20 protein-coding genes are annotated in these 22450 nt (G+C 43.7%); 12 read left to right on the top strand and 8 right to left on the bottom strand.

Annotated elements, in window-relative coordinates:
- Positions 1-10: 10 nt before the first annotated feature.
- Positions 11-1318 (top strand): ribosome biogenesis GTPase Der, encoded by a 1308-nt coding sequence (gene der, locus NG22_RS16115; RefSeq protein WP_053406662.1) that lies wholly within the window; start codon positions 11-13, stop codon positions 1316-1318.
- Positions 1319-1918: 600 nt separating this feature from the next.
- On the opposite strand, the gene NG22_RS16105 is transcribed toward der, so the two are convergent.
- Genes NG22_RS16105 through NG22_RS16095 form a run of 3 tightly spaced genes read right to left on the bottom strand, consistent with a single transcriptional unit; the run spans position 1919 to position 4457 of the window.
- Positions 1919-2239, bottom strand: a complete 321-nt coding sequence (locus NG22_RS16105; protein ID WP_053406660.1) for a nucleotidyltransferase domain-containing protein — start codon at positions 2237-2239, stop codon at positions 1919-1921.
- The gene (locus NG22_RS16100) at positions 2232-2645 is read right to left on the bottom strand and encodes a nucleotidyltransferase substrate binding protein (protein WP_216597635.1); all 414 of its coding nucleotides are present in this window, start codon (positions 2643-2645) and stop codon (positions 2232-2234) included. The genes NG22_RS16105 and NG22_RS16100 overlap by 8 nt, the downstream gene beginning before the upstream one ends.
- A 24-nt stretch (positions 2646-2669) precedes the next feature.
- Positions 2670-4457: an ABC transporter ATP-binding protein gene (locus tag NG22_RS16095; protein WP_053406659.1), complete on the bottom strand. Its 1788-nt coding sequence runs from the start codon at positions 4455-4457 to the stop codon at positions 2670-2672.
- Positions 4458-4604: 147 nt separating this feature from the next.
- Here NG22_RS16095 and NG22_RS16090 point away from each other — a divergent pair, with 147 nt between their 5' ends.
- From NG22_RS16090 to yajC, 5 genes are all read left to right on the top strand, one after another.
- A complete protein-coding gene (locus NG22_RS16090; protein ID WP_053406658.1) occupies positions 4605-5708 on the top strand; it encodes a Glu/Leu/Phe/Val dehydrogenase dimerization domain-containing protein in 1104 nt (367 codons plus the stop codon).
- A 172-nt stretch (positions 5709-5880) separates the two neighbouring features.
- Positions 5881-7065 carry a transcription antitermination factor NusB gene (nusB, locus tag NG22_RS16085; RefSeq protein WP_072159134.1) on the top strand — a complete coding sequence of 395 codons (1185 nt, stop codon included), beginning with the start codon at positions 5881-5883 and terminating at the stop codon, positions 7063-7065.
- Positions 7066-7241: 176 nt separating this feature from the next.
- Positions 7242-7547, top strand: coding sequence for a YtxH domain-containing protein (locus NG22_RS16080; RefSeq protein WP_053406656.1), 306 nt, complete (start codon positions 7242-7244; stop codon positions 7545-7547).
- A gap of 19 nt (positions 7548-7566) precedes the next feature.
- Positions 7567-8070 carry a DUF1573 domain-containing protein gene (locus tag NG22_RS16075; RefSeq protein WP_053406655.1) on the top strand — a complete coding sequence of 168 codons (504 nt, stop codon included), beginning with the start codon at positions 7567-7569 and terminating at the stop codon, positions 8068-8070.
- Positions 8071-8094: 24 nt separating this feature from the next.
- The gene (gene yajC, locus NG22_RS16070; protein WP_053406654.1) at positions 8095-8409 is read left to right on the top strand and encodes a preprotein translocase subunit YajC; all 315 of its coding nucleotides are present in this window, start codon (positions 8095-8097) and stop codon (positions 8407-8409) included.
- Between the two features lie 316 nt (positions 8410-8725).
- Here the strand turns inward: yajC and NG22_RS16065 are convergent, their stop codons facing one another.
- The 3 genes from NG22_RS16065 to folP are packed head-to-tail and all read right to left on the bottom strand — an operon-like array spanning position 8726 to position 10863.
- Positions 8726-9049, bottom strand: a complete 324-nt coding sequence (locus NG22_RS16065; protein WP_053406653.1) for a DUF721 domain-containing protein — start codon at positions 9047-9049, stop codon at positions 8726-8728.
- A complete protein-coding gene (cdaA, locus tag NG22_RS16060; RefSeq protein WP_053406652.1) occupies positions 9046-9960 on the bottom strand; it encodes a diadenylate cyclase CdaA in 915 nt (304 codons plus the stop codon). The genes NG22_RS16065 and cdaA overlap by 4 nt, the downstream gene beginning before the upstream one ends.
- 45 nt (positions 9961-10005) lie before the next feature.
- Positions 10006-10863 (bottom strand): dihydropteroate synthase, encoded by an 858-nt coding sequence (folP, locus tag NG22_RS16055; RefSeq protein ID WP_072159132.1) that lies wholly within the window; start codon positions 10861-10863, stop codon positions 10006-10008.
- A 35-nt stretch (positions 10864-10898) separates the two neighbouring features.
- On the opposite strand from folP, the gene NG22_RS16050 reads away from it, so the two are divergent.
- The 4 genes from NG22_RS16050 to NG22_RS16035 all read left to right on the top strand — a co-directional run bounded on the left by NG22_RS16050 (position 10899) and on the right by NG22_RS16035 (position 14462).
- Positions 10899-11444, top strand: a complete 546-nt coding sequence (locus tag NG22_RS16050; RefSeq protein ID WP_053406994.1) for a DUF1599 domain-containing protein — start codon at positions 10899-10901, stop codon at positions 11442-11444.
- Positions 11445-11486: 42 nt separating this feature from the next.
- Complete coding sequence (locus NG22_RS16045; protein ID WP_053406650.1) at positions 11487-12581, top strand: BT_3928 family protein; 1095 nt, start codon at positions 11487-11489, stop codon at positions 12579-12581.
- Between the two features lies 1 nt (position 12582).
- On the top strand, positions 12583-13644 hold the full coding sequence (locus NG22_RS16040; protein ID WP_053406649.1) for an ABC transporter permease: 1062 nt from the start codon (positions 12583-12585) through the stop codon (positions 13642-13644).
- 311 nt (positions 13645-13955) lie between these two features.
- Complete coding sequence (locus tag NG22_RS16035) at positions 13956-14462, top strand: shikimate kinase (RefSeq protein ID WP_053406648.1); 507 nt, start codon at positions 13956-13958, stop codon at positions 14460-14462.
- A gap of 41 nt (positions 14463-14503) precedes the next feature.
- Here the strand turns inward: NG22_RS16035 and NG22_RS16030 are convergent, their stop codons facing one another.
- Positions 14504-16015 carry an OmpP1/FadL family transporter gene (locus NG22_RS16030; RefSeq protein ID WP_157601168.1) on the bottom strand — a complete coding sequence of 504 codons (1512 nt, stop codon included), beginning with the start codon at positions 16013-16015 and terminating at the stop codon, positions 14504-14506.
- Positions 16016-16191: 176 nt separating this feature from the next.
- A complete protein-coding gene (locus tag NG22_RS16025; protein ID WP_157601166.1) occupies positions 16192-17580 on the bottom strand; it encodes a hypothetical protein in 1389 nt (462 codons plus the stop codon).
- A gap of 197 nt (positions 17581-17777) precedes the next feature.
- Between NG22_RS16025 and proS the strand changes: the two genes are divergently transcribed.
- Positions 17778-19253, top strand: coding sequence for a proline--tRNA ligase (proS, locus tag NG22_RS16020; protein WP_053406645.1), 1476 nt, complete (start codon positions 17778-17780; stop codon positions 19251-19253).
- 325 nt (positions 19254-19578) lie between these two features.
- Positions 19579-22389: a carbamoyl-phosphate synthase large subunit gene (gene carB, locus NG22_RS16015; RefSeq protein WP_053406644.1), complete on the top strand. Its 2811-nt coding sequence runs from the start codon at positions 19579-19581 to the stop codon at positions 22387-22389.
- Positions 22390-22450: the final 61 nt, after the last annotated feature.

Genomic DNA, 22450 nt, shown 5'->3' with positions numbered 1-22450 from the left:
AAAAGAAAACATGGCAAATATAGTAGCGATTGTTGGACGACCTAACGTAGGGAAATCCACCCTTTTTAACCGTCTGATTGAAAGAAAGCAGGCGATTATGGATGATGAGGCCGGGGTAACCCGTGATCGTCATTATGGATTATCAGAGTGGACAGGCAAACACTTCACCGTGGTAGATACCGGTGGATATGTAGTGGGATCGGAGGATATTTTCGAGGGTGCCATTCGGGATCAGGTAAAAATTGCTTTGGATGAAGCCTCTGTCATTCTATTTATGGTGGATACCAAAACAGGTATGACTGATCTTGATAAAGATTTCGCGCGTATTTTGCGTAGTACGAATAAGCCGGTACTGGTAGTAGCCAACAAAACCGACAATTCGGAACTGCAGATGATGTACCACGAATTCTATGGATTAGGTATTGAAGATGTATTCCCTGTTTCAGCGAACAATGGTTCCGGAACGGGTGAATTATTAGATAAAGTGGTAGAGTTACTACCACAAAGTGATGAGGAGAATCCTTATGAGGGCATTCCAAGAATTGCCGTTTTGGGTAGACCGAATGCGGGTAAGTCTTCTTTTGTAAACTTGCTTTTGGGTGAGGAAAGAAACATCGTTACGGACCTAGCGGGTACTACGCGGGACAGTATCAACTCACACTACAATGCTTTCGGGCAGGAATTTATCCTGACAGATACTGCCGGTATCAGAAAGCGTACGAAGGTAAAGGAGAAGATTGAGTTCTATTCCGTAATGCGTTCGATTCAGGCTTTACAGGACTCTGACGTTTGTATTTTGATGATTGACGCCAGCCGTGGCTTCGAGTCTCAGGACATGAACATCGTTTCTTTGGCCGCCCGCTATAAAAAAGGTTTGATCATCATGGTGAACAAGTGGGATTTGGTCACCAAAGACCACAAAACGGCAGAACGTTTTACTAAAAACATTCAGGAGAAACTTGGTCCGTTGAGCTATGTACCGATTGTTTATACTTCCGTATTGAACAAGCAGCGCGTACATAAAGCCATCGAAACAGCGGTAGGTGTTTACAACAACATGACGCACCGGATTCCGACTTCTCAATTGAATGATATCATGTTGGATGAAATTGGGGCTTTCCCTCCTCCAGCAACTAAAGGTAAATACATCCGCATCAAGTACATCACGCAGTTACCGACCAAGACGCCTTCCTTTGCGTTCTTCTGTAACCTGCCACAGTACATCAAGGATCCATACCGTCGATTCATTGAGAATAAATTGAGAGCGCACTTCGGATTTGAGGGTGTGCCGATTCAGGTTTATTTCCGTAAGAAGTAATTTTGAGCTTTGTATTAAGCTAAAAGATATAATAAAAGCCTGTTGTGGAGATCGCGGCAGGCTTTTTTATGCCCATTTTTTTGAAAGATGCTGTTTCAAACACGAACTCCTCCACTCCCTACAAAAGATGATCGAAGAAGGGATGGCGGAGGGATGAAGGCAATTGTGAAGCTCATTTTGGCCAGCCCAAGCCTGGGAAGTTTTTATGGAATTTCCCGCCAAAATAGCGACTGCCGCCAGCCCGCCATGAGCCTGGGCGAGTGGCCGCCCCTAACGATAAAAAAAAATTTAGGTGATAGTCACTGAAAACAAATCAAAGCTGGAAATTGATGAATGAATGGAAGTGAACAATTGCCGGAAATGAGCTTTGGCTTTTGAAAATTATTCCTCCACTAAGTGAACCGGAAGGAATGTAAAAAAAATGGGCGGGAGTAAAGCGCTTTGTGGTGAGTCAAACCACTGAAATGGTGAGAAGGAAAGGTGGACTGGTCTTATTTTTCCAAAACGGGAATGCTTTCCTGGAATACTGGAACTGGGAAGATAAATGTGGAAGGCGTGATTTATGAAAGTATATACATTGCATAAAATAAGCCTTTAATGCTAAATCATTTCATAGAGTGAAAGCCCGACCCTGTCAATATGCTCTTTTAGAGCAGGTTCATTGATCCTATCATAAATGATCACATCAAAAAGATAGGGCAGATCAGAGTCATCTAGATCCACCATGGCAGATAAAACATCATTCAGCGTCAAATTATCTCCTTTAAGTGCTACATCCACATCGGAGCCGGGCCTATAACTACCCTTGGCTCTTGACCCAAATATCACCACATCCTGAATTCTCACGTTTTTTTCAAAAATTTCCCGAATTGCGTGAATGGACTTCTGACTCAAACCTGATTTTTCTGTCAAATCAACCATTTTCTTCTTCTTTTTCCAACCTTTGTTTTAAGGTAGCAAATAAGTCGTAATAGTCTGCCCTAATCTTCCCTAAAACTTCTTTGGCTGTTTCCTCTTGATAGGCATGACTGGTTAGGTTTCTGCTTTTTTGCATCTCAAGCCATGCTGCACCATCTTCCACAAGCCCCACCTGAAAAGCCATTCTAATCACAGGTCGGGGCCCGATAGCATCTTCAAGCCCCTTTGCCTTTAACAAGTCTTGCATCGTCTTCCAGCTTAACTCAAATGTGTACTCAAAGGCCTGAATACAACCTTGTTCCTCTATCTCATTTAATTGAGGAAGGCTCAAAATTTTTTCCAACTGGCCAAAAGCTTTCTTAAAGTTTGAAAATCGTTGCAACCAACGAACGTCCATTTGATCCATCATAAAAAATATTTAATCAACAATTACCTAAGCCATCTCCTCCCCTTGTAGCTGTTTCAGGTAAAGCTCCTTATAAGCCCCACCTTTTTCCAACAACTCCTCATGGGTACCTTGTTGCTCAATCTGTCCATCATTCAACACCAAAATCTTATCGGCAAGCTTAGCCGAAGAAATACGATGAGAGATGATAATGGAAGTTTTATTAGCCATCACCTCTTTCAGGGCGTTCAAAATGGCATTTTCGGTTTTGGTATCCACTGCCGAAAGGGAGTCATCGAGAATCAGCACCTTTGGATTGCGGACGATAGCTCTGGCGATAGAAACGCGCTGCTTCTGTCCGCCGGAGAGAGTAATTCCCCGCTCTCCCAATACCGTTTCATAACCATTTTCAAAACGGGAAATATTTTCATGCAAATCTGCCTGACGACTGGCGGCAAGCATCTCCTCCTCTGTGACATCATTACTCCCAAAGGCAATATTATTCCGAATGGAATCCGAAAAAAGGAAGACATCCTGCGGCACATAGCCAATTTGCCCACGCAGATAGTCAATTTTGAAGTCGCGGACATCGTGACCATCCACCTGAATGGCCCCTTCGGTAACATCGAACAGGCGACAGATCAAATTCGCCAGCGTACTCTTTCCGCAACCCGTCCCACCGATAATGGCGACAGACTCTCCCGCCGCAATTTCGAAGTCCACATTTTGCAGGGCCTGAATACCGGAATCTTCATAAGTGAAAGAAACGTTATCAAACTTGATACTACCAGTGACCTCCGGCGTAATTTCTTTTTCCGAAGTGATATTATTCTTCGTAAACAGGAATTCATTGATTCTTTTCTGGGAAGCAGCTGCCCGCTGGATAATAGAGGTGATCCAACCCAAAGAAGTCACAGGCCAGGTCAGCAATTGCACATACAATACGAATTCTGCGATATTCCCAAAGCTCAATTGACCTTTCAGTACCTCAGAGCCCCCTACAAAAATGGTCAGGATGGTACTCAGCCCTATCAAACTCAAAATCAAGGGAAAAAACAGGGACTGCACGCGCGTCAGACCAAGAGAACGATCCCGGTAAATTTTACTTTGCTCACGCAAATTCTTACTGGAATCCTCTTCCCGGGAAAAAGATTTGATCACCCGAATTCCGGAAAAGGCTTCCTGTACAAAGGTAGACAAGTCTGAAAGGCTCCGCTGAATTTCTTCGGAACGCCGGTTGATAATATTGTTGACAAAATAAATACTCAGAGAAAGTACCGGCAGGGGCAATAAAGCGTAAAGCGTCAGCTTTGCATTAATGCTGAACATATAAGGGATCAACATCAGGAATAGCACCACCATATTCAGCCCGTACATAATCGCGGGCCCGAGATACATTCTTACCTTGCTCACATCCTCGGAAATACGGGCCATCAGGTCACCGGTATTGTTCCGACGGTAAAAAGAAGTAGGCAATGATTGATAGTGCGCATAAATTTCATTCTTCAGATCAAACTCAATATGCCGTGACATGGCGATTATGGTTTGCCGTACCATAAAAAGGAAAAATCCACGCAACAAGGCCATGACCAAAATGCTCACGCCGTAGACAATCACAGAAGAATTAATCACATCTCCGAAATCTTCCGCCATCTCCGGCAGGCCTTCCATCATGCGGTACAGGGAGATGTTATCCATCACCAGATCGAGCGCATTTCTGACCAGTTGACCAGGGATGATTACAAAAAAGTTAGAAATAGCGATAAATAATAAACCCAGAATCAGGTAATATTTATACTTAAGGAGGTATCGATTAAGGTATTGAAGGTCTTTCACGAAGGTTTTTTAGCGTTTTTAGCTTATTGCCAATATTCTTTGAAATAAACGTAAATTAAAATTAAGTTTACGTTATGGGCATTGAAAAATACGCAATTGGACAATCACCCATCATACAAAGATAACTAAACTACAATCATTTGTCATATGGCTGATGTAAACGAAATGAAAGCTGTGACGGAAAATTCAATTTTTACGCAAGTGCAGCGCATGGGCCACGAGCAGGTCGTTTTTTGCCACGATGAGGCTACCGGACTAAAAGCCATCATTGGAATTCATAATACCGTTTTGGGACCCGCTTTGGGCGGAACCCGTATGTGGGATTATGCCTCTGATGAGGATGCATTGGAAGACGTCCTTCGCCTGTCCCGTGGAATGACTTACAAAAACGCATTGGCCGGTTTGAATATCGGTGGCGGTAAGGCCGTGATCATTGGTGATCCGAAAAAGGTAAAGAATGAGGCATTGCTTCGTCGCTTTGGAAAGTTTGTAAATAGCCTGGGCGGTAAATATGTAACTGCAGAGGATGTAAACATGGGGGATCGTGATATGGAATACATTTCCTACGAAACCAATCATGTTTGCGGACTGGCACCGACCATGGGCGGAGCAGGTAACCCTTCTCCTGTAACTGCCTACGGAACTTATGTGGGAATGAAAGCTGCAGCCAAGCATACCTTTGGTTCTGATACTTTGGCGGGCAAGCGCATTGCCGTGCAGGGAGCCGGAAGCGTGGGTTCTACCCTGGTAGAGTATCTGACCAAAGAAGGGGCTACGGTGTATATCTGTGATCTTTTCGAAGACCGCGCTGCACAGGTAGCGGCTGAAAATGGCGCACATGTAGTTGGCATGGAAGAGATTTATGATCTGGATGTAGACATTTACTCTCCATGTGCATTAGGGGCTACCATTAATGATGATACCATCGATCGCCTGAAGTGCAAAATCATTGCCGGAGCGGCCAACAACCAGCTGAAGGATGAAATCAAGCACGGGAAAATTTTGGTAGAAAAGGGCATTGTTTATGCGCCGGACTTCCTGATTAATGCCGGTGGGGTAATTCACGTATGCCTGGATCATTTTACCGATTACAACCGAGACCGCGCTATGGCCATGACCGAGCGCATCTACGATACCTGCCTGGAAATTCTGGAGGAAGCACAAAAGCAAGGCATCACTCCGCAGGAAGCAGCCATGGCAGCAGCTCAAAAGCGTATTGATCAGGTGGCCAAGATCAAGAGCACATTATAATCAGACAATAAATTCCCTTTTTGAGATACGTTTGGAACAAAAAATATAAAATAAATTCGGGCATCGTCCCGAATTTTTTTTTGGAACTGTTTTTGTTTTGTAGTTTTGCAATTCGGTGAAACCACCGATCAATGCAAAGGCATGTTGAATTAGAAAACGTTCTTTATAGTAGATGCTTAATAGAAGATCTCTCCGTATAAAAACATTGCAGGCGCTTTACGGCTTGCATCAGTCTAAAAGAGCCAACTTTGGTTTAGCTCAATCTTTAATAGACGAGACATTTGCCCCGGACCTGAACTCCATGGAGCCACAGGATCCTACAGAATTGAGGGGCAAAGCGCGAATTGCTAAGAAAATTTTCAGAACGCAGTACAATGCTCCGGTGATTAACGCCAAGGAGGATGTGACGCCTGAAATTATCGAAGCGGTAAAAGAGGCTATTAAGCTTTATAATGTAGAAAACCAGGCCGACCTGAAGCATTACCGTCAGGGGATGCTGGATGAGGCTGAAAATGTTTCCCGTACTTACATTCGTTTGTTGGAGCTGATTGTAGCTTTCGGCGATTTAGTGAAGGAAGAAGTGGAAGAAATGAACATCAACCGCAGCAGAGTGGGGGAAGTCACTTCTAAAGCGGCCATGAACTTCTACCACAACCCGATTGTGACCATGATCCGCGAAAATGAAGACATTAACTTCAGATCGCAACGTTTGGGAGCCGGCATTGATGATGCCATGGAGGTACAAGCCCGTGACTGGTACAGAAAGCTGATCAAAAAAGATCCCGAATACCGTGAATATACCCGCAAGGAAAATCCTACCTTCGAGGAGCATAAAGAGTGGTTGATGTATTTTGTGAAAAATATGTTGTTCAAGCATCCGGTAATGGTTTCTTACTTCGAGGAGCAGGATTTGCAGTTCAGTGAAAACCGTTCGGTATTGCGTTCCATGGTATTGAAGACCATCAAGTCTGTGAATGACATCACCGATAAGCTGATCATCTCTGAACTATCCATGAACTGGGAAGAAGATAAGCGTTTCTTCAATGACTTATTTCTGAAAGTGGTAGAGAATGAGAATGATTATGTCGACCTGATCTCTAATCGTGCACAAAACTGGGATAAGGATCGTATCAACGTCATGGATATGTTGATCCTGAAAATGGCTTTAGCTGAAATGATCAACTTCCCTTCCATTCCGGTAAAAGTTACGATCAATGAAGCGGTAGAACTAGCCAAGAACTATTCTACACTAAAATCAAAGAAATTCGTGAACGGTATTTTGGATGTATTAGCCATTTCCCTTGGACATGATGGTACAATCCGTAAATCCGGTCGTGGTTTGATTGACAACAAATAAAAACGGATAGGGCAATCAACGAATTTGCCTAACAACCGTACTGAAAATAGAGTCCGCGGGCTCCAATGAGATGTGCATAATCGGAATTCATTGTAAAATTCCATTTGATTATGCACATTTTTTCTTTTTTTAGCAATTAAATCTAAATTGGGTCAAACAGATAATCGTTTTCAGATATGAGCAAAAGCACCAATAGTCTATTAGCATTCCTTGCAGGAGCTGCAGCGGGTACCATCTTGGGAGTTCTTTACGCACCTGACAAAGGGGAAAGCACGCGTGATAAATTGTCCTTCCAACTGGAGAAATACAAAGAGAAGTTGCAGGACCTGATCAATGAATATATCAAAGAAGTAGAAGCAATTCCAGACTCTGAGGCCAAGGCCGAAGGAAAGAAAGTCATTGATGACGCCAAAGAAAAGGCCGAAAAGCTTTTGGGAGACGTGGACGACTTGATCAGCCAAATCAAAAGCGGCCAAAACTAAACCTAGCTATATTTTAACCATGAAAAAGTTATTTTTGAACGCACTGGCGCTGGCTACCTTTACCGTAGCAGTAGTAGCTTGTGACGAGAAAAAAGAAAGTGCGGAAAGCACCGTAACCGCTGCTGCAGAAACTGCAGTGGATGCCGCAAAAACCTCTTCTGAAGCAGCACCTACTGCTTTCGCTAAAATGGAATTCACCGAAACCGAATTCGATTTTGGTACCATTAACGAAGGAGATGTAGTGGAGCACACCTTTGAGTTCAAAAACGTAGGCGAAACACCGCTTGTGATCAGCAAAGCAAAAGGTAGTTGTGGATGTACTGTACCTGAATGGCCACATGAACCAGTTGGCGTTGGTGAAACAGCACAAATTCACGTAAAATTCAACAGTAAAGGCAAGCCTAACAAGCAGAGTAAGCGTGTAAGCATTTATGGAAACACCAATCCTGAGCTTACCGTGATCACGATTAAAGCTAATGTTACGCCTAAGAAACTGGAAACAGCAGGACCGGTTAAGCAGTAATTTTTATTTAGCAATATATTAGAGATGTTGGATTTATTATTTTTCCAGGCGGGAAATATGGAGCAAATGCTTCCTCAGATTTTAATGTTCGCCGCTATTGGTTTCGTATTTTATTTCTTCATGATCCGTCCGCAGCAAAAGAAGCAGAAGGATCAGCAGAAATTTATGGACGACATCAAAAAAGGAGACGAAGTGGTGACCATCGGTGGCATGCACGGTAAAGTATCGGAGATTTCCGGTAATACTGTCGTATTGGATGTAGACCGTGGAACCAAAATTAAGTTTGAGAAATCTGCCATTTCCCTGGAAAACTCGAAAAAGGAACCTGTTAAGAAGTAAGCCTATTTCTTAACGCACAAAAGCCTCTTTCTTAACTGAGAGAGGCTTTTTTTTTGGGGGCAAGTATTTTTTGACAACTCCTTAAGCGGGATTGTTCCTGGTTTATCCTCCTTTGGCTGTAAGCCGGGAAAAATGAAGGAATTTTTCCAATTCTGAGTTTTTTTCCAACGAAACAGATGAATGAGGAGAAAGCAAGCTTGCCCAATTTTGGGCTATTTTAAGCCTAAGGCAATGACTCGTTTTTACCTAATTATGAACTACTTATGCTTATTCAATGAATTTAACTGTGAATAATCCAGGTAAATTCATCCAAAGTTTACATAAAGCGTACATCGTATACAATTTCTTTAGGGAATCGTTCCCAAAGAATCTCCAGTACACGCTGCTTGGCGATAGCCAACTCTTGCCTCATGGCGGAGGAGTTCAGCTTCACATACAAAACGCCCTCATTCAGGAAAATTTTATCGGTTCGGCTATTGATGGCCTGCCCCATTAACTCCGGCCAGGAGCTCACCACCTGCGTGGCCTGATATTTATCTTTCAGTCGGAACTCCTTCAAATATTCTGCAAAGCTTTCGTTTACCGAGCTGGTATCCTTCTTTCTTCTCAAACCTGGCTCGTAGGGCTTTTTATATCTCATGATGTACTGCCTTCTTTTTTCTCTTTTTCTACTTCTTCCAACTCCTTCTTGATGATCTTCTCCACCTGCTTAATCTCTTCCCTCAGGTTATTTTCAGTAGAGAGATAAGCATTCAGCCTTCTTCTGATTTCCTGTACCGAAAGGTTGTGAGAAATTTCTCCATTCCTCACCAGAGAAATCTGCCCGGTTTCTTCCGACACCACCACTACCAGTACGTCGGAACTTTCGGTCATCCCGATGGCCGCGCGGTGACGTAAACCAAACTGGGCGGGCAAATCCGAATTTTCCGACACCGGCAAAATACACCTTGCCGCCACCACCCGGTCGTCGTGAATAATCACTGCACCATCATGCAATGGCGAGTTTTTATAAAAGATGGACATCAAAATTCGCTTAGACACCATGGCATCCAGTAAATCACCGGAACTGGCAATCATCCGCAACTCAGAGTTTTTGGATAATACAATAAGCGCACCAGTATTGGAGAAACTCATTTCTCGGGCAGCCTCCACCACCGCATTCAGGCTTGGGGAGGTTCCACTTTTTCCATTGGCCTGGTTTTTATAAAAACTACGGAAGATGGGGTTAGAGTTCCGATGCCAGAAGTCAGACATGGATTTGGCGACCATCAGCAGGAATTTCCGGATTTCATTCTGGAAAAGGATGATCAGCGCCAAAATACCACCACTCATTACATAGGAGAGGATGTTGGAAAGCAACTCCATTTGCAGGGATTTTACCAAAAAATAAAATCCGTAAAAGAAAACGAAGCCCAAAAACACGCGCATGGCCATACTTCCCTTCATCAGTTTATACACCTGATAAAGCAGTACCGCCACCAGTGAAATATCCACGATATCCCACAGCCTGATTTCCAAAAATCCGATCTTAAATCCTAAAAGATATAACAATGAAGTGCTAGTTGTAATGATTTATAAAAATACATAAAAGATTGATCATGGCTGAAGCATCTTTGCAAAAAGTTCAGCACATTCTTTGGCCTCCTTCACATCATGAACCCGCAAAATATTCGCCCCTTTGGTTAAAGCCAGGGTATTCAAAACCGTGGTACCATTCAGCGCCTCCGCCGGACTCCCTCCAAGTAATTTATAAATCATGGATTTGCGGGAAACCCCCACCAAAATAGGTAGTTGGAGCAACGCCAGTTTGTCCATTTCATTCAGGAGTTGATAATTTTGTTCCAGGGTCTTGGCAAAACCAAATCCCGGATCAATCAGCACATCATTTACACCCAAATCTCTAAGCTTTTTCAGTCGAGATTCAAAGTAATGTACCATCTCCAAAGTCAGGTTCTCATAATCGGTCATGCTTTGCATCGTTCCCGGAGTCCCTCGCATATGCATCATGATATAAGGTACCTGCAAGTCCGCTACGGTAAGAAACATCTGATCATCCAGCTGGCCCGCAGAAATATCATTAATGATATGTGCACCCGCTTCCACGCCTTTTCTCGCAACCGCTGCCCGGAAGGTATCCACAGAAATGATGGCTTCCGGCCATAAGGCCTTCACTGCAGCAACTCCTTTTAGTACCCGCTCGGTCTCTTCCTCCACACTTACCTCGGCAGCCCCCGGTCGGGAGGAATAGCCGCCGATATCTACCAGATCTGCCCCCTCGGCTTTCATTTTCTTTACCTGCGCCAGCAAATCAGCCTCGGCTTCATGTTTTCCTCCATCAAAAAAGGAATCCGGCGTGACGTTCAGGATACCCATTACCATCGGGCGATCAAATGATCGTAATTGTCCTCCTACTGTAAGTGTGTTTTTTCTGTAAAAAAAAGTATCTTTCCCCACTGAAGCGATATTTGAAGAATTTAAATTTTATTCCCTTGAATAATACAACAACTAACGAATATAAAGAAGTTATAAGCAGTTGCAAAGCCATTTTCGGCAAGAAAACACAAGATTATGGAACCGCCTGGAGGATTTTGAGACTTAGCTCCATCACGGACCAGATCTTTATTAAAGCCAAGCGCATTCGATCCATTCAGGAAAAGGGAACCCAAAAGGTGGATGATGATATTCGCGGGGAGTTTATCGGTATTATCAATTATTGTGTGATGGCCCTGATCCAGATGGACCTGAGAGATGACGATCGCCTGGAAATTCCATATACCGAGCTGGAACCTATTTACGATAAAAAAGTAGAAGAAACCATGGCCCTTTTGGCCAATAAGAATCATGATTACGATGAAGCTTGGAGAGATATGCGCGTAAGCTCCATGACGGACATCGTGCTGATGAAACTTTACCGCGTGAAGCAAATTGAAGACAATGAGGGCAAAACCCTGATCTCAGAGGGAATCGATGCGAACTATCAGGACATTATCAACTACTGTGTGTTCTGCATGATTCTCATGAAGGCGGAAGCCTAAGCCAAAAATAAACCCAATTTTTAATCTTAATCGATAGAGGTGATGAAAGCGATTAATCGACTCATCCAATATTTTACCGCCGTAATATTTATTATTTCAGGGGCCGTTAAACTCAACGATCCCTACGGCACGGCCATCAAGTTACATGAATATTTCGAAGTGTTTTCTTCTGACTTCACCCCGCTTTTCGAATATTTGGTACCTTTTAGTCTTTTCTTCTCCGTATTCCTGAGCACTTTTGAAATTGTGCTGGGCATTGCCTTATTAATTGGCTGGAGACAGAAACTGACCTTAAAGCTATTAGCAGCCATGGTGGTCTTTTTTGGCTTCCTGACTTTCTATTCGGCATATTTTAACAAGGTAACCGATTGCGGATGCTTTGGAGATGCTATCAAGTTTACGCCCTGGCAAAGCTTTGGTAAAGATATGCTGCTGGCAGTCTTCATTTTCTATTTGATTTTCGTCAAAGATATTGGCAAAATCCTCTCCGTCCCTGCCAGAGGCGCTATTGTAGCCTTATCCACGGTAGCTTGTCTTTTCATGGCCTATTATGCGATCGAGCATTTACCATTTGTGGACTTCCGCCCCTATAAAGTAGGCGCCAACATCCCAACGGATATGCAGCCTTCGGAGCCTTTCCGTTATGCTTACACCATGGAAAAAAATGGAAAGAAGGAAGTCTTTGAAAACTACCCAACGGATACAACTTATAAGTTTGTTTCCATGGATCTGCTTAACCCGGAAGCCCAACCCAAAATTTTGGACTACAGCATCTGGAATGATGATGGAGATTTTACCGCTTATACTTTTGATGGCGCCAAATTATTGGTCATCATCAACCGGGTGGAAGAAAGTGACCTGCACGCCCTGCCGCAGATAAAGGCTTTAGTCGATGAGGTAAGAGAAGAAGCAGAACCCTTACTGCTCACTTCCAGCACCACTGAACAATTGGATCCGGTTCGCCATGAGTATCAGCTGGACTTTCCCTTTTTCTTTGGAGATGATACTGTCCTGAAAACCATCATCCGATCCAACCCCGGAATCGTACTGATGAAAGACGGAACTATCCTGGGCAAGTGGCACTATAATGATACGCCCGAAAAAGAGGATATCCTCGAACTCATCAACAATAGCTGATATGCTCAAATACCTTTTCCACCGATTGCTTTACAGCCTCTCCATTATTTTGGGAGTAATCTGCATCGTCTTTCTCCTCTTTCATGCCTTGCCGGGAGATCCGGCAGCCATGCTCAGCGGTCAACGATCAGATGTAGCAACGGTGGAAATGGTTCAGGAAGAACTCGGCCTGAATAAAAGTCTGCCGGAACAATTCTTCCAATACCTGAATGATCTTAGTCCGGTCGGCATTCACCCCGGCACCCCTGAGGCTCAGGCTAAATATGACTATCAGGCCCTGTTCCATACAGGAGAAAAAAACGTTTTAGCCCTGAAAGTCCCTTACCTGAGGAGGTCATTCCAAAACAACCGTCCGGTGGGAGAAATTATCACTACAAGTATTAGTCCTACCCTGATTTTGGCTTTTGCCGCCATGCTCATTGCGGCTTTCATGGGTATTCTATTAGGCATACTCGCCGGTTTACACCCGAAAAAAATCGGAGATCGAATACTCAACCTCTTCTCCGTTTTTAGTCTATCCATACCCACCTATGTACTGGCTATTCTGGTCGCCATGTTCTTTGGTTATTATCTCGCGCCCTACACCGGACTCAATATTACCGGCCAGCTTTGGGAGAGGGATCCCATTTCGGGAGAAGAAATCCTGGTTTTGAAAAATTTAATCCTGCCTGCCATTACTTTATCGCTGCGACCATTAGCAATAATCGGTCAAATGACGAAATCTGCTATACTAGAAGTCGTGAAGCAAGACTATATCAAGACTGCCAGGGCGAAAGGATTACGTTACTACCGCCAAATCCTGATCCGGCATATTCTTCCCAATGCCCTGAATCCTATCATTACGGCCATGTCCGGATGGCTAGCCAACCTGATGGCCGGCGCTTTTTTTATTGAATACATTTTTGACTGGAAAGGTATTGGCTTTGCCACTTTGAATGCAGTTCAACAACTAGACTTCCCTGTGGTGATGGGCGTTACCATCTTCATTGCCAGCTGCTTTGTGTTGATCAACATCATCACCGACCTACTATATGCTTTACTCGACCCTCGGGTAGCACAATAATCGGCGAAGCCTTCTCTTTTCCCATTTTGTACTTTATATTGGGGTCGTTTTGATTAAGCCGGATGATACATGCTAAAATCCTCGCTTTGCTGCAAGTCGGGAAAAATGAAGGAATTTTCCTATTTCAAATTTTCCTGAGGAAACAGTGAATGAGGAGAAAGCAAGCTCGCCCCAATTTGGGCTATCAACAAATCCACAAATACAGTTTTATTGACATGAAATAAATCACTTAGTGCGATCCACTAAATTTAACGGTGAATAATTCGGGTCAAAAATCAGTGATTTCTATATTATAACCAGCCACATCCCCTATGCATAAGAAAATATTTCTGGTCGGCATGCCCGGTTCCGGAAAAACTACCCTCGGAAAACCCATTGCAGCAAAACTAGGCCTTCCCTTTTTTGACCTTGACCAGATCATAGAAGACAAAGAACAAATGGAGATCAAGGAGATCTTCAGCCAAAAAGGAGAAGCTTATTTCCGGGAAGCAGAAGCTAATTTACTCCGGGACTTCAGCCTGAAAAACGAGACTTTCCTGCTCTCCACAGGAGGAGGCACGGCATGTTTTCACAAGGGCATGCAGTTCATGAATGAGACCGGATTAACCATTTTTATAAATGTTCCCTATGAGGAGCTTTTCCGAAGGTTGCATGGCAACGGAACAGATGACCGACCGCTATTGAAGGGAAAAAGTCAGGAAGAACTGGAGCGGGAGCTGGAAGGAAAAGTGATGGAACGCCTGCCCTATTACAATAAAGCACAAATCAGCATCAAGGGCGGTAACTTAAGTCCGGAAGAAATACTCAATTTATTATAAACAAAAAAGACGAGCCTGATGACTCGTCTTTTTTTTATTCCTTAAAAGTAGAAACCAACATTTAACTGACCTCTCCACTTCGATTGATCCACCAAAGCATAAGGCGTTACTAAAGCTGGATTATCCTCATCAGGCGTCAAAGTATAAGGAGAATACAACTGCTGTGTCGTCTGGTGCAATAACACGAAATCAATAAAGAAATCACTGCTACGATAACCCAAACCACCTGTAAGGGAGAGTCTGGAATAATCAGCTAAATTATCTCCATTCTCATTTTTATAAGGATCACCCTGATAATTTGCCCCAACACGAACCATAAAGGAGGAGGCTATTCTGAACTCCGCCCCTGCTCTGAAATTCCAGGCTTGTGTCAACTTGTTATTAATAAAATCATCCTCTTCTCCCGTTGCAAAATCATTGGAAGAAAGATTCATGGCAGTATAATCTACATATTCGGCATCTGCGGAAATGAATCCTCGCTTACCCAAAAAGACAGATGCGCCAAGTGAAGTTCGCCATGGAGAAGTAATATTAAAATTAGACTGGGTCCCAATATCTCCTAAAGGAGGCGTCTCCGTCCCTAAAATCACCGAACCCCCATTTTCCCCACAGTCAGGACAATATTCATAATTATCGTATCGAGCGGTAAGTCCCGTAACACTACGATCCCTTATCCAATTATAAGTCGGAGTAGTAATGGAAGCTCCGATATTCAATATTGGGATTGGCTTGAAGATTAATCCAAAATTGGCATTCAATCCAGTAGATGACCATTCGTATATTTCTCTCAATTCCTGAGATAAAAGGAAAGACTCAACATAGTCCTCTGTGTAGAAGCGCTCCTGACGATAATTTCCGGAAATTACTCCAACACCCAATCCAAAAAACAATATATCATCATAATTGCCACCATAAGCAAAATTCCAGGTGTTTTGGTTACCACTGGTAATGATGGTTTCTCGTTGTGCTACTGGATAATCCAAGGACGGGACATCATTCGGAAACAAGCGATCAATGTAAGGATCTCCAAACTCATTCACATATCCATCTAATAAATAAACATCCGCAGCCATTCCAATAATAGAAGGCTGATCAAATAAATCATTGATATCCGTAATCTCGTACCTGTCAACCAATTGCAAATAGTAATCATTGATATCATTGGAGGTATTGTTCCCCCCATAGCTCACGGTCCCGGCGAAGTTGTTCAGCCGGTTAAAGGTGATTCCAAAAGAACCGCCCCGCCATTTTCCCGGAACTAAATCATCTTTCTTTTTAGAAATAATGATGCCCAGATTGGACAGCTGGAAATGTGAATTATTGGCACTGGAATTCGTCGTGCTGAAATTATCGTTTTCAAAGGAGTAGGTGGTATAAGCCGCATCATTATTGATCACATTCAGTGCAAAGCCTCCACTAAATTCTGATTTTCTAAAAAAACCCAGTCCTGCCGGATTATAATAGGCAGCACTCATATCTCCTCCCAGGGAGGTCGCTGCCCCACCTAAAGCCTGAATCCTGGCAGAACCCACTACTTCCGTCTGTGACATCATTACGCCACGATTAGCGTAACTTTGGGCAAAAATTTCCAATGGAAAAAACGTCACCAAGCATAAAAATGCAAAACAATACCTGGTCATGATAAAGGTCAATTTAAGTTGAATGGATAGGGGTATCACCCAATTTACTGTAGAAAAAAATAGGGGCTAAAACCAGCCCCCATTTGGAATTAAAATCTTGTTGAACGGCCTCCGCCTCCGGTAGAACGACTTCCTCCGCCACCGCTACTGCGTGAAGGAGAACTAAAACTACTTCTGGATGGAGAACTGAATGAACTTCTTTGCGTGTTATTGAAATTGCTTCTATTCGTATTAGAATTGGAGCGATTGAAGGAGTTATTCGTATTCGTTCTATTATTATTGGTGTAAGACCTTGAATTAGTGCTGCGGGTAGACTGATTTCTTACCCGGCTTCTCTCTGGCGCCACATAATTGGTATTCGAAGGACGAACACGGGAGTTATTAATGGTAGAAGTGGACCTGTTCACTGAACTTCTGTTTCTCTCGTAAGCGGCTACTCTATTATTAGAAGAAGCGGCTGCCGCACGCGAGGTTCTTCCTCTTGAATCAACACCGGTCATCGCGCGATTGGAACGATATCTTTCCGAAGCCGAAGCCGCACGATTATTTGCCCCCGTACTTCTCATATTAGAGGAACGATTAGTAGTAGCGGCTCTATTGGAAACAGCGCTGTTGTCTCTGGTCGCACGTCCCGGACGGATAGATGAAGAGGAAGTTCCTCCTGACACACTTCTGGCATTAGCTGCCCCACGCGTATAACGAACATTGCTTCTGGCGTGCTCACCACCTGGATAATAAGGCGGACAATAGCCCGGACGTCCCCATCCGTAACCTGGGTAACCCCAACCGGGACGTCCCCAATAGCCGGGATAACCCCAGCCTCCTCCGGCCCAGCCATAGCCCGGATATCCCCAGCCCGGTCCGTAAAACGGATCGTACCATGGATCATACCAACCTCCATAACGCATACTCATTGACCAGCCCATACCTGGATAACCCCAACCCGGCCCATACATATTTCCGTAGCCAAAGCCCATACCCATGCCCATATAAGGCATTCCCCAGGCTGAACCTCCATAAACATTGATGGTACTTCCCTGTGGAACGGCATTCAATCCATTATTGCTATAAGCATAATTCCCCTGATCCTGTACTACGGCAGGTTGACTGGATTGATAGTCTGCTGGAAAATACGATTCGGATGAATAAGTGGGATTACCATTGTATTCAACCGTATCGGCATAAGCCGTTGGGTTTTTGTATTTTTCGATCAATGCAGGATCAACCGTCTTCGCTGAATAATTGGATTCATCATAAGTATAACCCGCTCCGGAATAGGACGGATTATTATTCACCGCAGCGGCACTCGAGGAAACGTAATTATCTCCAGAAGATTTACCGGCAGTGTAAGTTGGCTGTACACGATCACGCTTTGTGAAGTACATATCATCCACTTCTTGGGCGGAGGCAGTTTGAGGCAGAACCCCCAGACTTCCTAAAGCCAGGCCCATTGTCAGTATGGCTGCTAGTTTTTTCATGGTCGTCAATTTATGGATTACAGTAATGGCAAGCTAGTTTTGGAACAACAAACGCTAAGACCGTGCATTTTATAAATAATATAACGCCGAATCCGGTGGCCCGACTGTAATAATATTTATTATATTTGCCCTGCTATAACGCTTTTACGCATAAAATATAGCAATTTTTATACCAAAATTCAATATAATTCAAAAAGATGAGTAAGGGATTACCAAAAAGAAGCGAAGATTATTCGCTGTGGTACAACGAATTGGTCAAGAAAGCCGACCTGGCTGAAAATTCTGCTGTTCGTGGCTGCATGGTGATAAAACCCTATGGTTTTGCCATCTGGGAAAAAATGCAAGCTGAATTGGACAAAATGTTCAAAGACACCGGACACAGCAACGCCTACTTCCCCTTGCTTATCCCCAAGTCTTATTTGAGTAAGGAGGCAGATCACGTAGAAGGTTTTGCCAAAGAATGTGCAGTTGTTACGCATTACCGACTGAAAAATGCCGAGGATGGCAGCGGCGTAGTGGTTGACCCTGCAGCCAAGCTGGAGGAAGAGTTAATTGTTCGCCCTACTTCAGAAACAGTAATCTGGTCCACCTATAAAAACTGGATTCAGTCCTACCGCGACCTGCCTATTTTGGTGAATCAGTGGGCCAACGTAATGCGTTGGGAAATGAGAACCCGTCTTTTCCTGAGAACTTCTGAATTCTTATGGCAAGAGGGGCACACTGCTCACGCGACCAAAAGAGAGGCCATCGCAGAGGCAGAACAAATGCACGAAGTTTACGCTCGCTTTGCGGAAGACTTTATGGCGGTTCCAGTGGTGAAAGGAGTAAAATCCGAAAGCGAAAGATTTGCCGGCGCTTTGGAAACTTATACCATTGAGGCCTTAATGCAAGATGGAAAAGCACTTCAGGCAGGTACTTCTCACTTCCTTGGACAGAATTTCGCCAAAGCTTTTGACGTGAAGTTCCAAAGTAAAGAAGGCCAACTGGAGCATGTATGGGGAACTTCCTGGGGTGTTTCTACCCGTTTGATGGGCGCCTTGATCATGGCCCACTCTGATGACGAAGGCTTAGTGCTTCCTCCAAAATTGGCTCCGATCCAGGTGGTGATCGTTCCTATTTACAGAAAGGAAGAGGAATTAGAAGCCATTGCCGACAAGGTGAAAGAAATCAGAGCTGCTTTATTGAAAAAGGGTATTTCCGTGAAGTTTGATGATCGTGATACCTTCAAGCCAGGCTTTAAATTTGCGGAATGGGAATTGAAAGGAGTTCCGGTTCGTCTGGCCATGGGTCCTCGTGATTTAGCCAATGGTACTGTTGAGGTTGCTCGTCGCGATACGAAAGAAAAACAGACTTATGAATTAGCGGGTATCGAAGATACTGTAGAAAACCTATTGAACGAAATTCAGGAAAACATCTTCCAAAAAGCGCTTTCTTTCAGAGATGAAAGAATTACGGAAGTAAGTTCGTATGACGAGTTCAAACAAGTGCTGGAAGAAAAAGGAGGCTTTGTCGCTTGTTACTTTGATGGCACCAAAGAAACCGAGGATAAAATTCAGGACGAAACAAAAGCCTCTTCCCGTTGCTTCCCGGTGGACTGGAAAGATTCCGAAGAAGGACCATGTATTATAACAGGCAAGCCTGGCAAGAAATTTCTATTTGCCAAAGCTTACTAAAATATTATTAACCGATGCCGGTCAGGCATCGGTTTTTTTATATTCAAATTTTGAAAGAGCGGCAATCAATAAGTGGAATCTTTAGTTGGATGAGTAGATATCAAAATCCGGCCTGCCATTGGCTTTTTGAAATTCATTAAATTTTGTATGATGAAGTATCTGTTCTAGCCTAAATAAAGACCCATCATCCGCTACTCCCGGCTACATTAAACAAATTCCTGATTAAATGATAGCCTCATAATTTTCAAATGTAGTCTGAACACCCTACATTTGTGCCAATTTGGACATGCTTAAAATCCTAAGAAAAAAATAATTCCTGTCAAGAATGCCAAAAGACACCAGTATCAAATCCGTACTTATTATCGGTAGTGGGCCGATTATTATTGGACAAGCCTGTGAGTTTGATTACTCCGGATCGCAAGCCTCTCGCTCTTTAAGAGAAGAAGGCATTGAAGTGACCCTGATCAACTCCAACCCGGCGACCATTATGACGGATTCCGTCACCGCTGATAATGTCTACCTCAAGCCGCTCAACAAAAAATCAATTGTTGAGATCCTTGAAAAACACGAAATTGACGCCGTATTGCCTACCATGGGTGGTCAGACCGCATTGAACCTTGCGATTGATTGTCAGACTGCCGGAATTTGGGAGAAGTACGGCGTTCGTATTATCGGGGTGGACATTGACGCCATCGAGACTACTGAGGACCGTGAAAAGTTCCGCCTGTTGATGCACGAACTTGATGTAAACGTGTGTAAGGGCGAAACCGCAACTTCTTTCCTTCACGGAAAAGAAATTGCTCAAGAAATAGGTTTTCCTTTGGTAATCCGTCCTTCCTTTACCCTTGGAGGTACAGGAGGAGGTTTTGTAAACAAGCCTGAAGATTTTGACAAAGCGCTTACCCGCGGTTTGCATGCCTCTCCGGTACATGAAGTATTGGTAGAGCAGTCTATCTTAGGATGGAAAGAGTATGAGCTTGAGTTATTGCGTGACAATAACGGTAACGTGATCATCATCTGTTCTATTGAGAACTTTGACCCAATGGGGGTTCACACAGGAGACTCTATCACTGTAGCGCCAGCCATGACCCTTCCTGACACCGTTTATCAGGAAATGCGTGACTTGGCCATCAAAATGATGAATGGTATCGGACAGTTTGCAGGTGGATGTAACGTACAGTTCTCTGTAAATCCGGCAAATGATGAAATCATCGCTATTGAGATTAACCCTCGTGTATCTCGTTCCTCTGCATTGGCATCCAAAGCGACAGGATATCCGATTGCCAAAATTGCAGCGAAATTGGCGATTGGCTACAACCTGGATGAGTTGAAAAACCAGATCACCAAAACTACCTCTGCTTTCTTCGAGCCTTCTTTGGACTATGTGATCGTGAAAATCCCTCGTTGGAACTTTGATAAATTCCACGGAGCAGATAAATCACTGGGCTTGCAGATGAAAGCAGTTGGGGAGGTAATGGGTATTGGCCAGAACTTCCAGGAAGCACTTCAGAAAGCCTGCCAGTCGCTTGAGATCAAGAGAAATGGTTTAGGAGCTGATGGCAAAGAAAACACCAATCAGGAAGAATTGCTTTATAGCCTGGAGCACCCAAGCTGGGATCGTTTATTCCACATTTACGATGCTTACAAACTGGGTATTCCATTTAAAACTATCCGCTCCCTAACCAAGATTGATCCTTGGTTCCTTCGTCAGATTGAAGAATTGATTGCCATCGAAAAGGAAATGGCCAAATTCGATTTGAGCAATATGCCGAAAAAGCTATTGTTGGAAGCCAAGAAAATGGGTTATGCGGATCGTCAGATCGCTCATTTGATCGGATGTAAGGAATCTGAAGTACATAACCACCGTCGTGAATTGGGCATCAACCGCGTTTACAAAGTGGTAGATACCTGTGCTGCGGAATTTGAAGCGCAAACCCCTTATTACTACTCTACTTTTGGCGAAGAAAACGAATCAATCGTTTCTGACAAGAAAAAAGTGGTCGTGTTGGGTGCCGGACCGAACCGTATCGGTCAGGGTATTGAGTTTGATTACTGCTGTGTGCATGGGGTATTGGCCGCAAAAGAAGCCGGTTATGAAACCATCATGATCAACTGTAACCCGGAGACTGTTTCTACTGACTTTGACGTTGCGGATAAATTATACTTCGAGCCGGTATTCTGGGAACACATCTATGACATCATCCTTCACGAAAAACCAGAAGGCGTAATTGTTCAGCTTGGTGGACAAACAGCACTTAAATTGGCTGAGAAATTAACCAGCTACGGCATCAAAATCATCGGTACTTCCTTCGAAGCCCTTGACTTAGCCGAGGATCGCGGTCGCTTCTCTACCTTATTGAAAGATTTGGATATTCCTTACCCTCGTTTCGGTACAGCAGAAACTGCGGACGAAGCGATGGAAGTAGCTCAGGATATCGGATTCCCATCTTTGGTTCGCCCATCCTATGTATTAGGGGGCCAGGGAATGAAAATCGTAATCAATGAGGAGGAGTTGATGCAACACGTAGTGAAAGTATTGCGTGACATTCCTGGAAATAAAGTCCTGTTGGATCACTTCCTTGATGGCGCGGTAGAGTGTGAAGCAGATGCGATTTGTGATGGTGAAAATGTTCACATCATTGGTATTATGCAACACATTGAGCCTGCCGGTATTCACTCCGGGGACTCCAATGCGGTACTACCTCCTTACAACTTAGGAGACTTGGCCATCCAGACCATTGAAAACTACACCAAGAAACTGGCGATCGCCTTGAAAACTCAGGGATTGATCAATATTCAGTTTGCTGTAAAAAATGATGTAGTTTATGTCATCGAAGCCAACCCTCGTGCATCCCGTACCGTACCATTTATCTGTAAAGCTTATCAGGAACCTTACGTGAATTACGCAACGAAAGTGATGCTAGGCGCGAAAGTAACTGATTTTGAATTCAATCCGGTAAAAGAAGGATACGCTATTAAAGAGCCGGTATTCTCTTTTAACAAATTCCCGAATGTAAATAAGGAGTTAGGACCTGAGATGAAATCAACTGGTGAGGCCATTTACTTTATTGACGATTTATTAGATGATTACTTCTTGAAACTTCACTCGGAACGAAATTTGTACCTGAGTAAGTAATAAGAAGCAAGATTTGGATTTGAGAAGTAATGCTTCTCAAGTCCATAAAAATATTTAAAGC

Source organism: Persicobacter sp. CCB-QB2, assembly GCF_001274635.1.
GTDB lineage: Bacteria > Bacteroidota > Bacteroidia > Cytophagales > Cyclobacteriaceae > Persicobacter > Persicobacter diffluens.
Note: the sequence above shows the minus strand (reverse complement) of the source record. Positions and strands in the feature narration are given on the sequence as shown.

Excerpts from the sequence above, each read along its gene's own strand:
- der (WP_053406662.1), top strand. The coding sequence starts at position 11 with ATGGCAAATATAGTAGCGATTGTTGGACGACCTAACGTAGGGAAATCC.
- NG22_RS16105 (WP_053406660.1), bottom strand. The coding sequence starts at position 2,239 with ATGGTTGATTTGACAGAAAAATCAGGTTTGAGTCAGAAGTCCATTCAC.
- NG22_RS16100 (WP_216597635.1), bottom strand. The coding sequence starts at position 2,645 with ATGATGGATCAAATGGACGTTCGTTGGTTGCAACGATTTTCAAACTTT.
- NG22_RS16090 (WP_053406658.1), top strand. The coding sequence starts at position 4,605 with ATGGCTGATGTAAACGAAATGAAAGCTGTGACGGAAAATTCAATTTTT.
- nusB (WP_072159134.1), top strand. The coding sequence starts at position 5,881 with ATGCTTAATAGAAGATCTCTCCGTATAAAAACATTGCAGGCGCTTTAC.
- NG22_RS16080 (WP_053406656.1), top strand. The coding sequence starts at position 7,242 with ATGAGCAAAAGCACCAATAGTCTATTAGCATTCCTTGCAGGAGCTGCA.
- NG22_RS16075 (WP_053406655.1), top strand. The coding sequence starts at position 7,567 with ATGAAAAAGTTATTTTTGAACGCACTGGCGCTGGCTACCTTTACCGTA.
- yajC (WP_053406654.1), top strand. The coding sequence starts at position 8,095 with ATGTTGGATTTATTATTTTTCCAGGCGGGAAATATGGAGCAAATGCTT.
- NG22_RS16065 (WP_053406653.1), bottom strand. The coding sequence starts at position 9,049 with ATGAGATATAAAAAGCCCTACGAGCCAGGTTTGAGAAGAAAGAAGGAT.
- NG22_RS16045 (WP_053406650.1), top strand. The coding sequence starts at position 11,487 with ATGAAAGCGATTAATCGACTCATCCAATATTTTACCGCCGTAATATTT.
- NG22_RS16040 (WP_053406649.1), top strand. The coding sequence starts at position 12,583 with ATGCTCAAATACCTTTTCCACCGATTGCTTTACAGCCTCTCCATTATT.
- NG22_RS16035 (WP_053406648.1), top strand. The coding sequence starts at position 13,956 with ATGCATAAGAAAATATTTCTGGTCGGCATGCCCGGTTCCGGAAAAACT.
- NG22_RS16030 (WP_157601168.1), bottom strand. The coding sequence starts at position 16,015 with ATGATGTCACAGACGGAAGTAGTGGGTTCTGCCAGGATTCAGGCTTTA.
- NG22_RS16025 (WP_157601166.1), bottom strand. The coding sequence starts at position 17,580 with ATGAAAAAACTAGCAGCCATACTGACAATGGGCCTGGCTTTAGGAAGT.
- proS (WP_053406645.1), top strand. The coding sequence starts at position 17,778 with ATGAGTAAGGGATTACCAAAAAGAAGCGAAGATTATTCGCTGTGGTAC.
- carB (WP_053406644.1), top strand. The coding sequence starts at position 19,579 with ATGCCAAAAGACACCAGTATCAAATCCGTACTTATTATCGGTAGTGGG.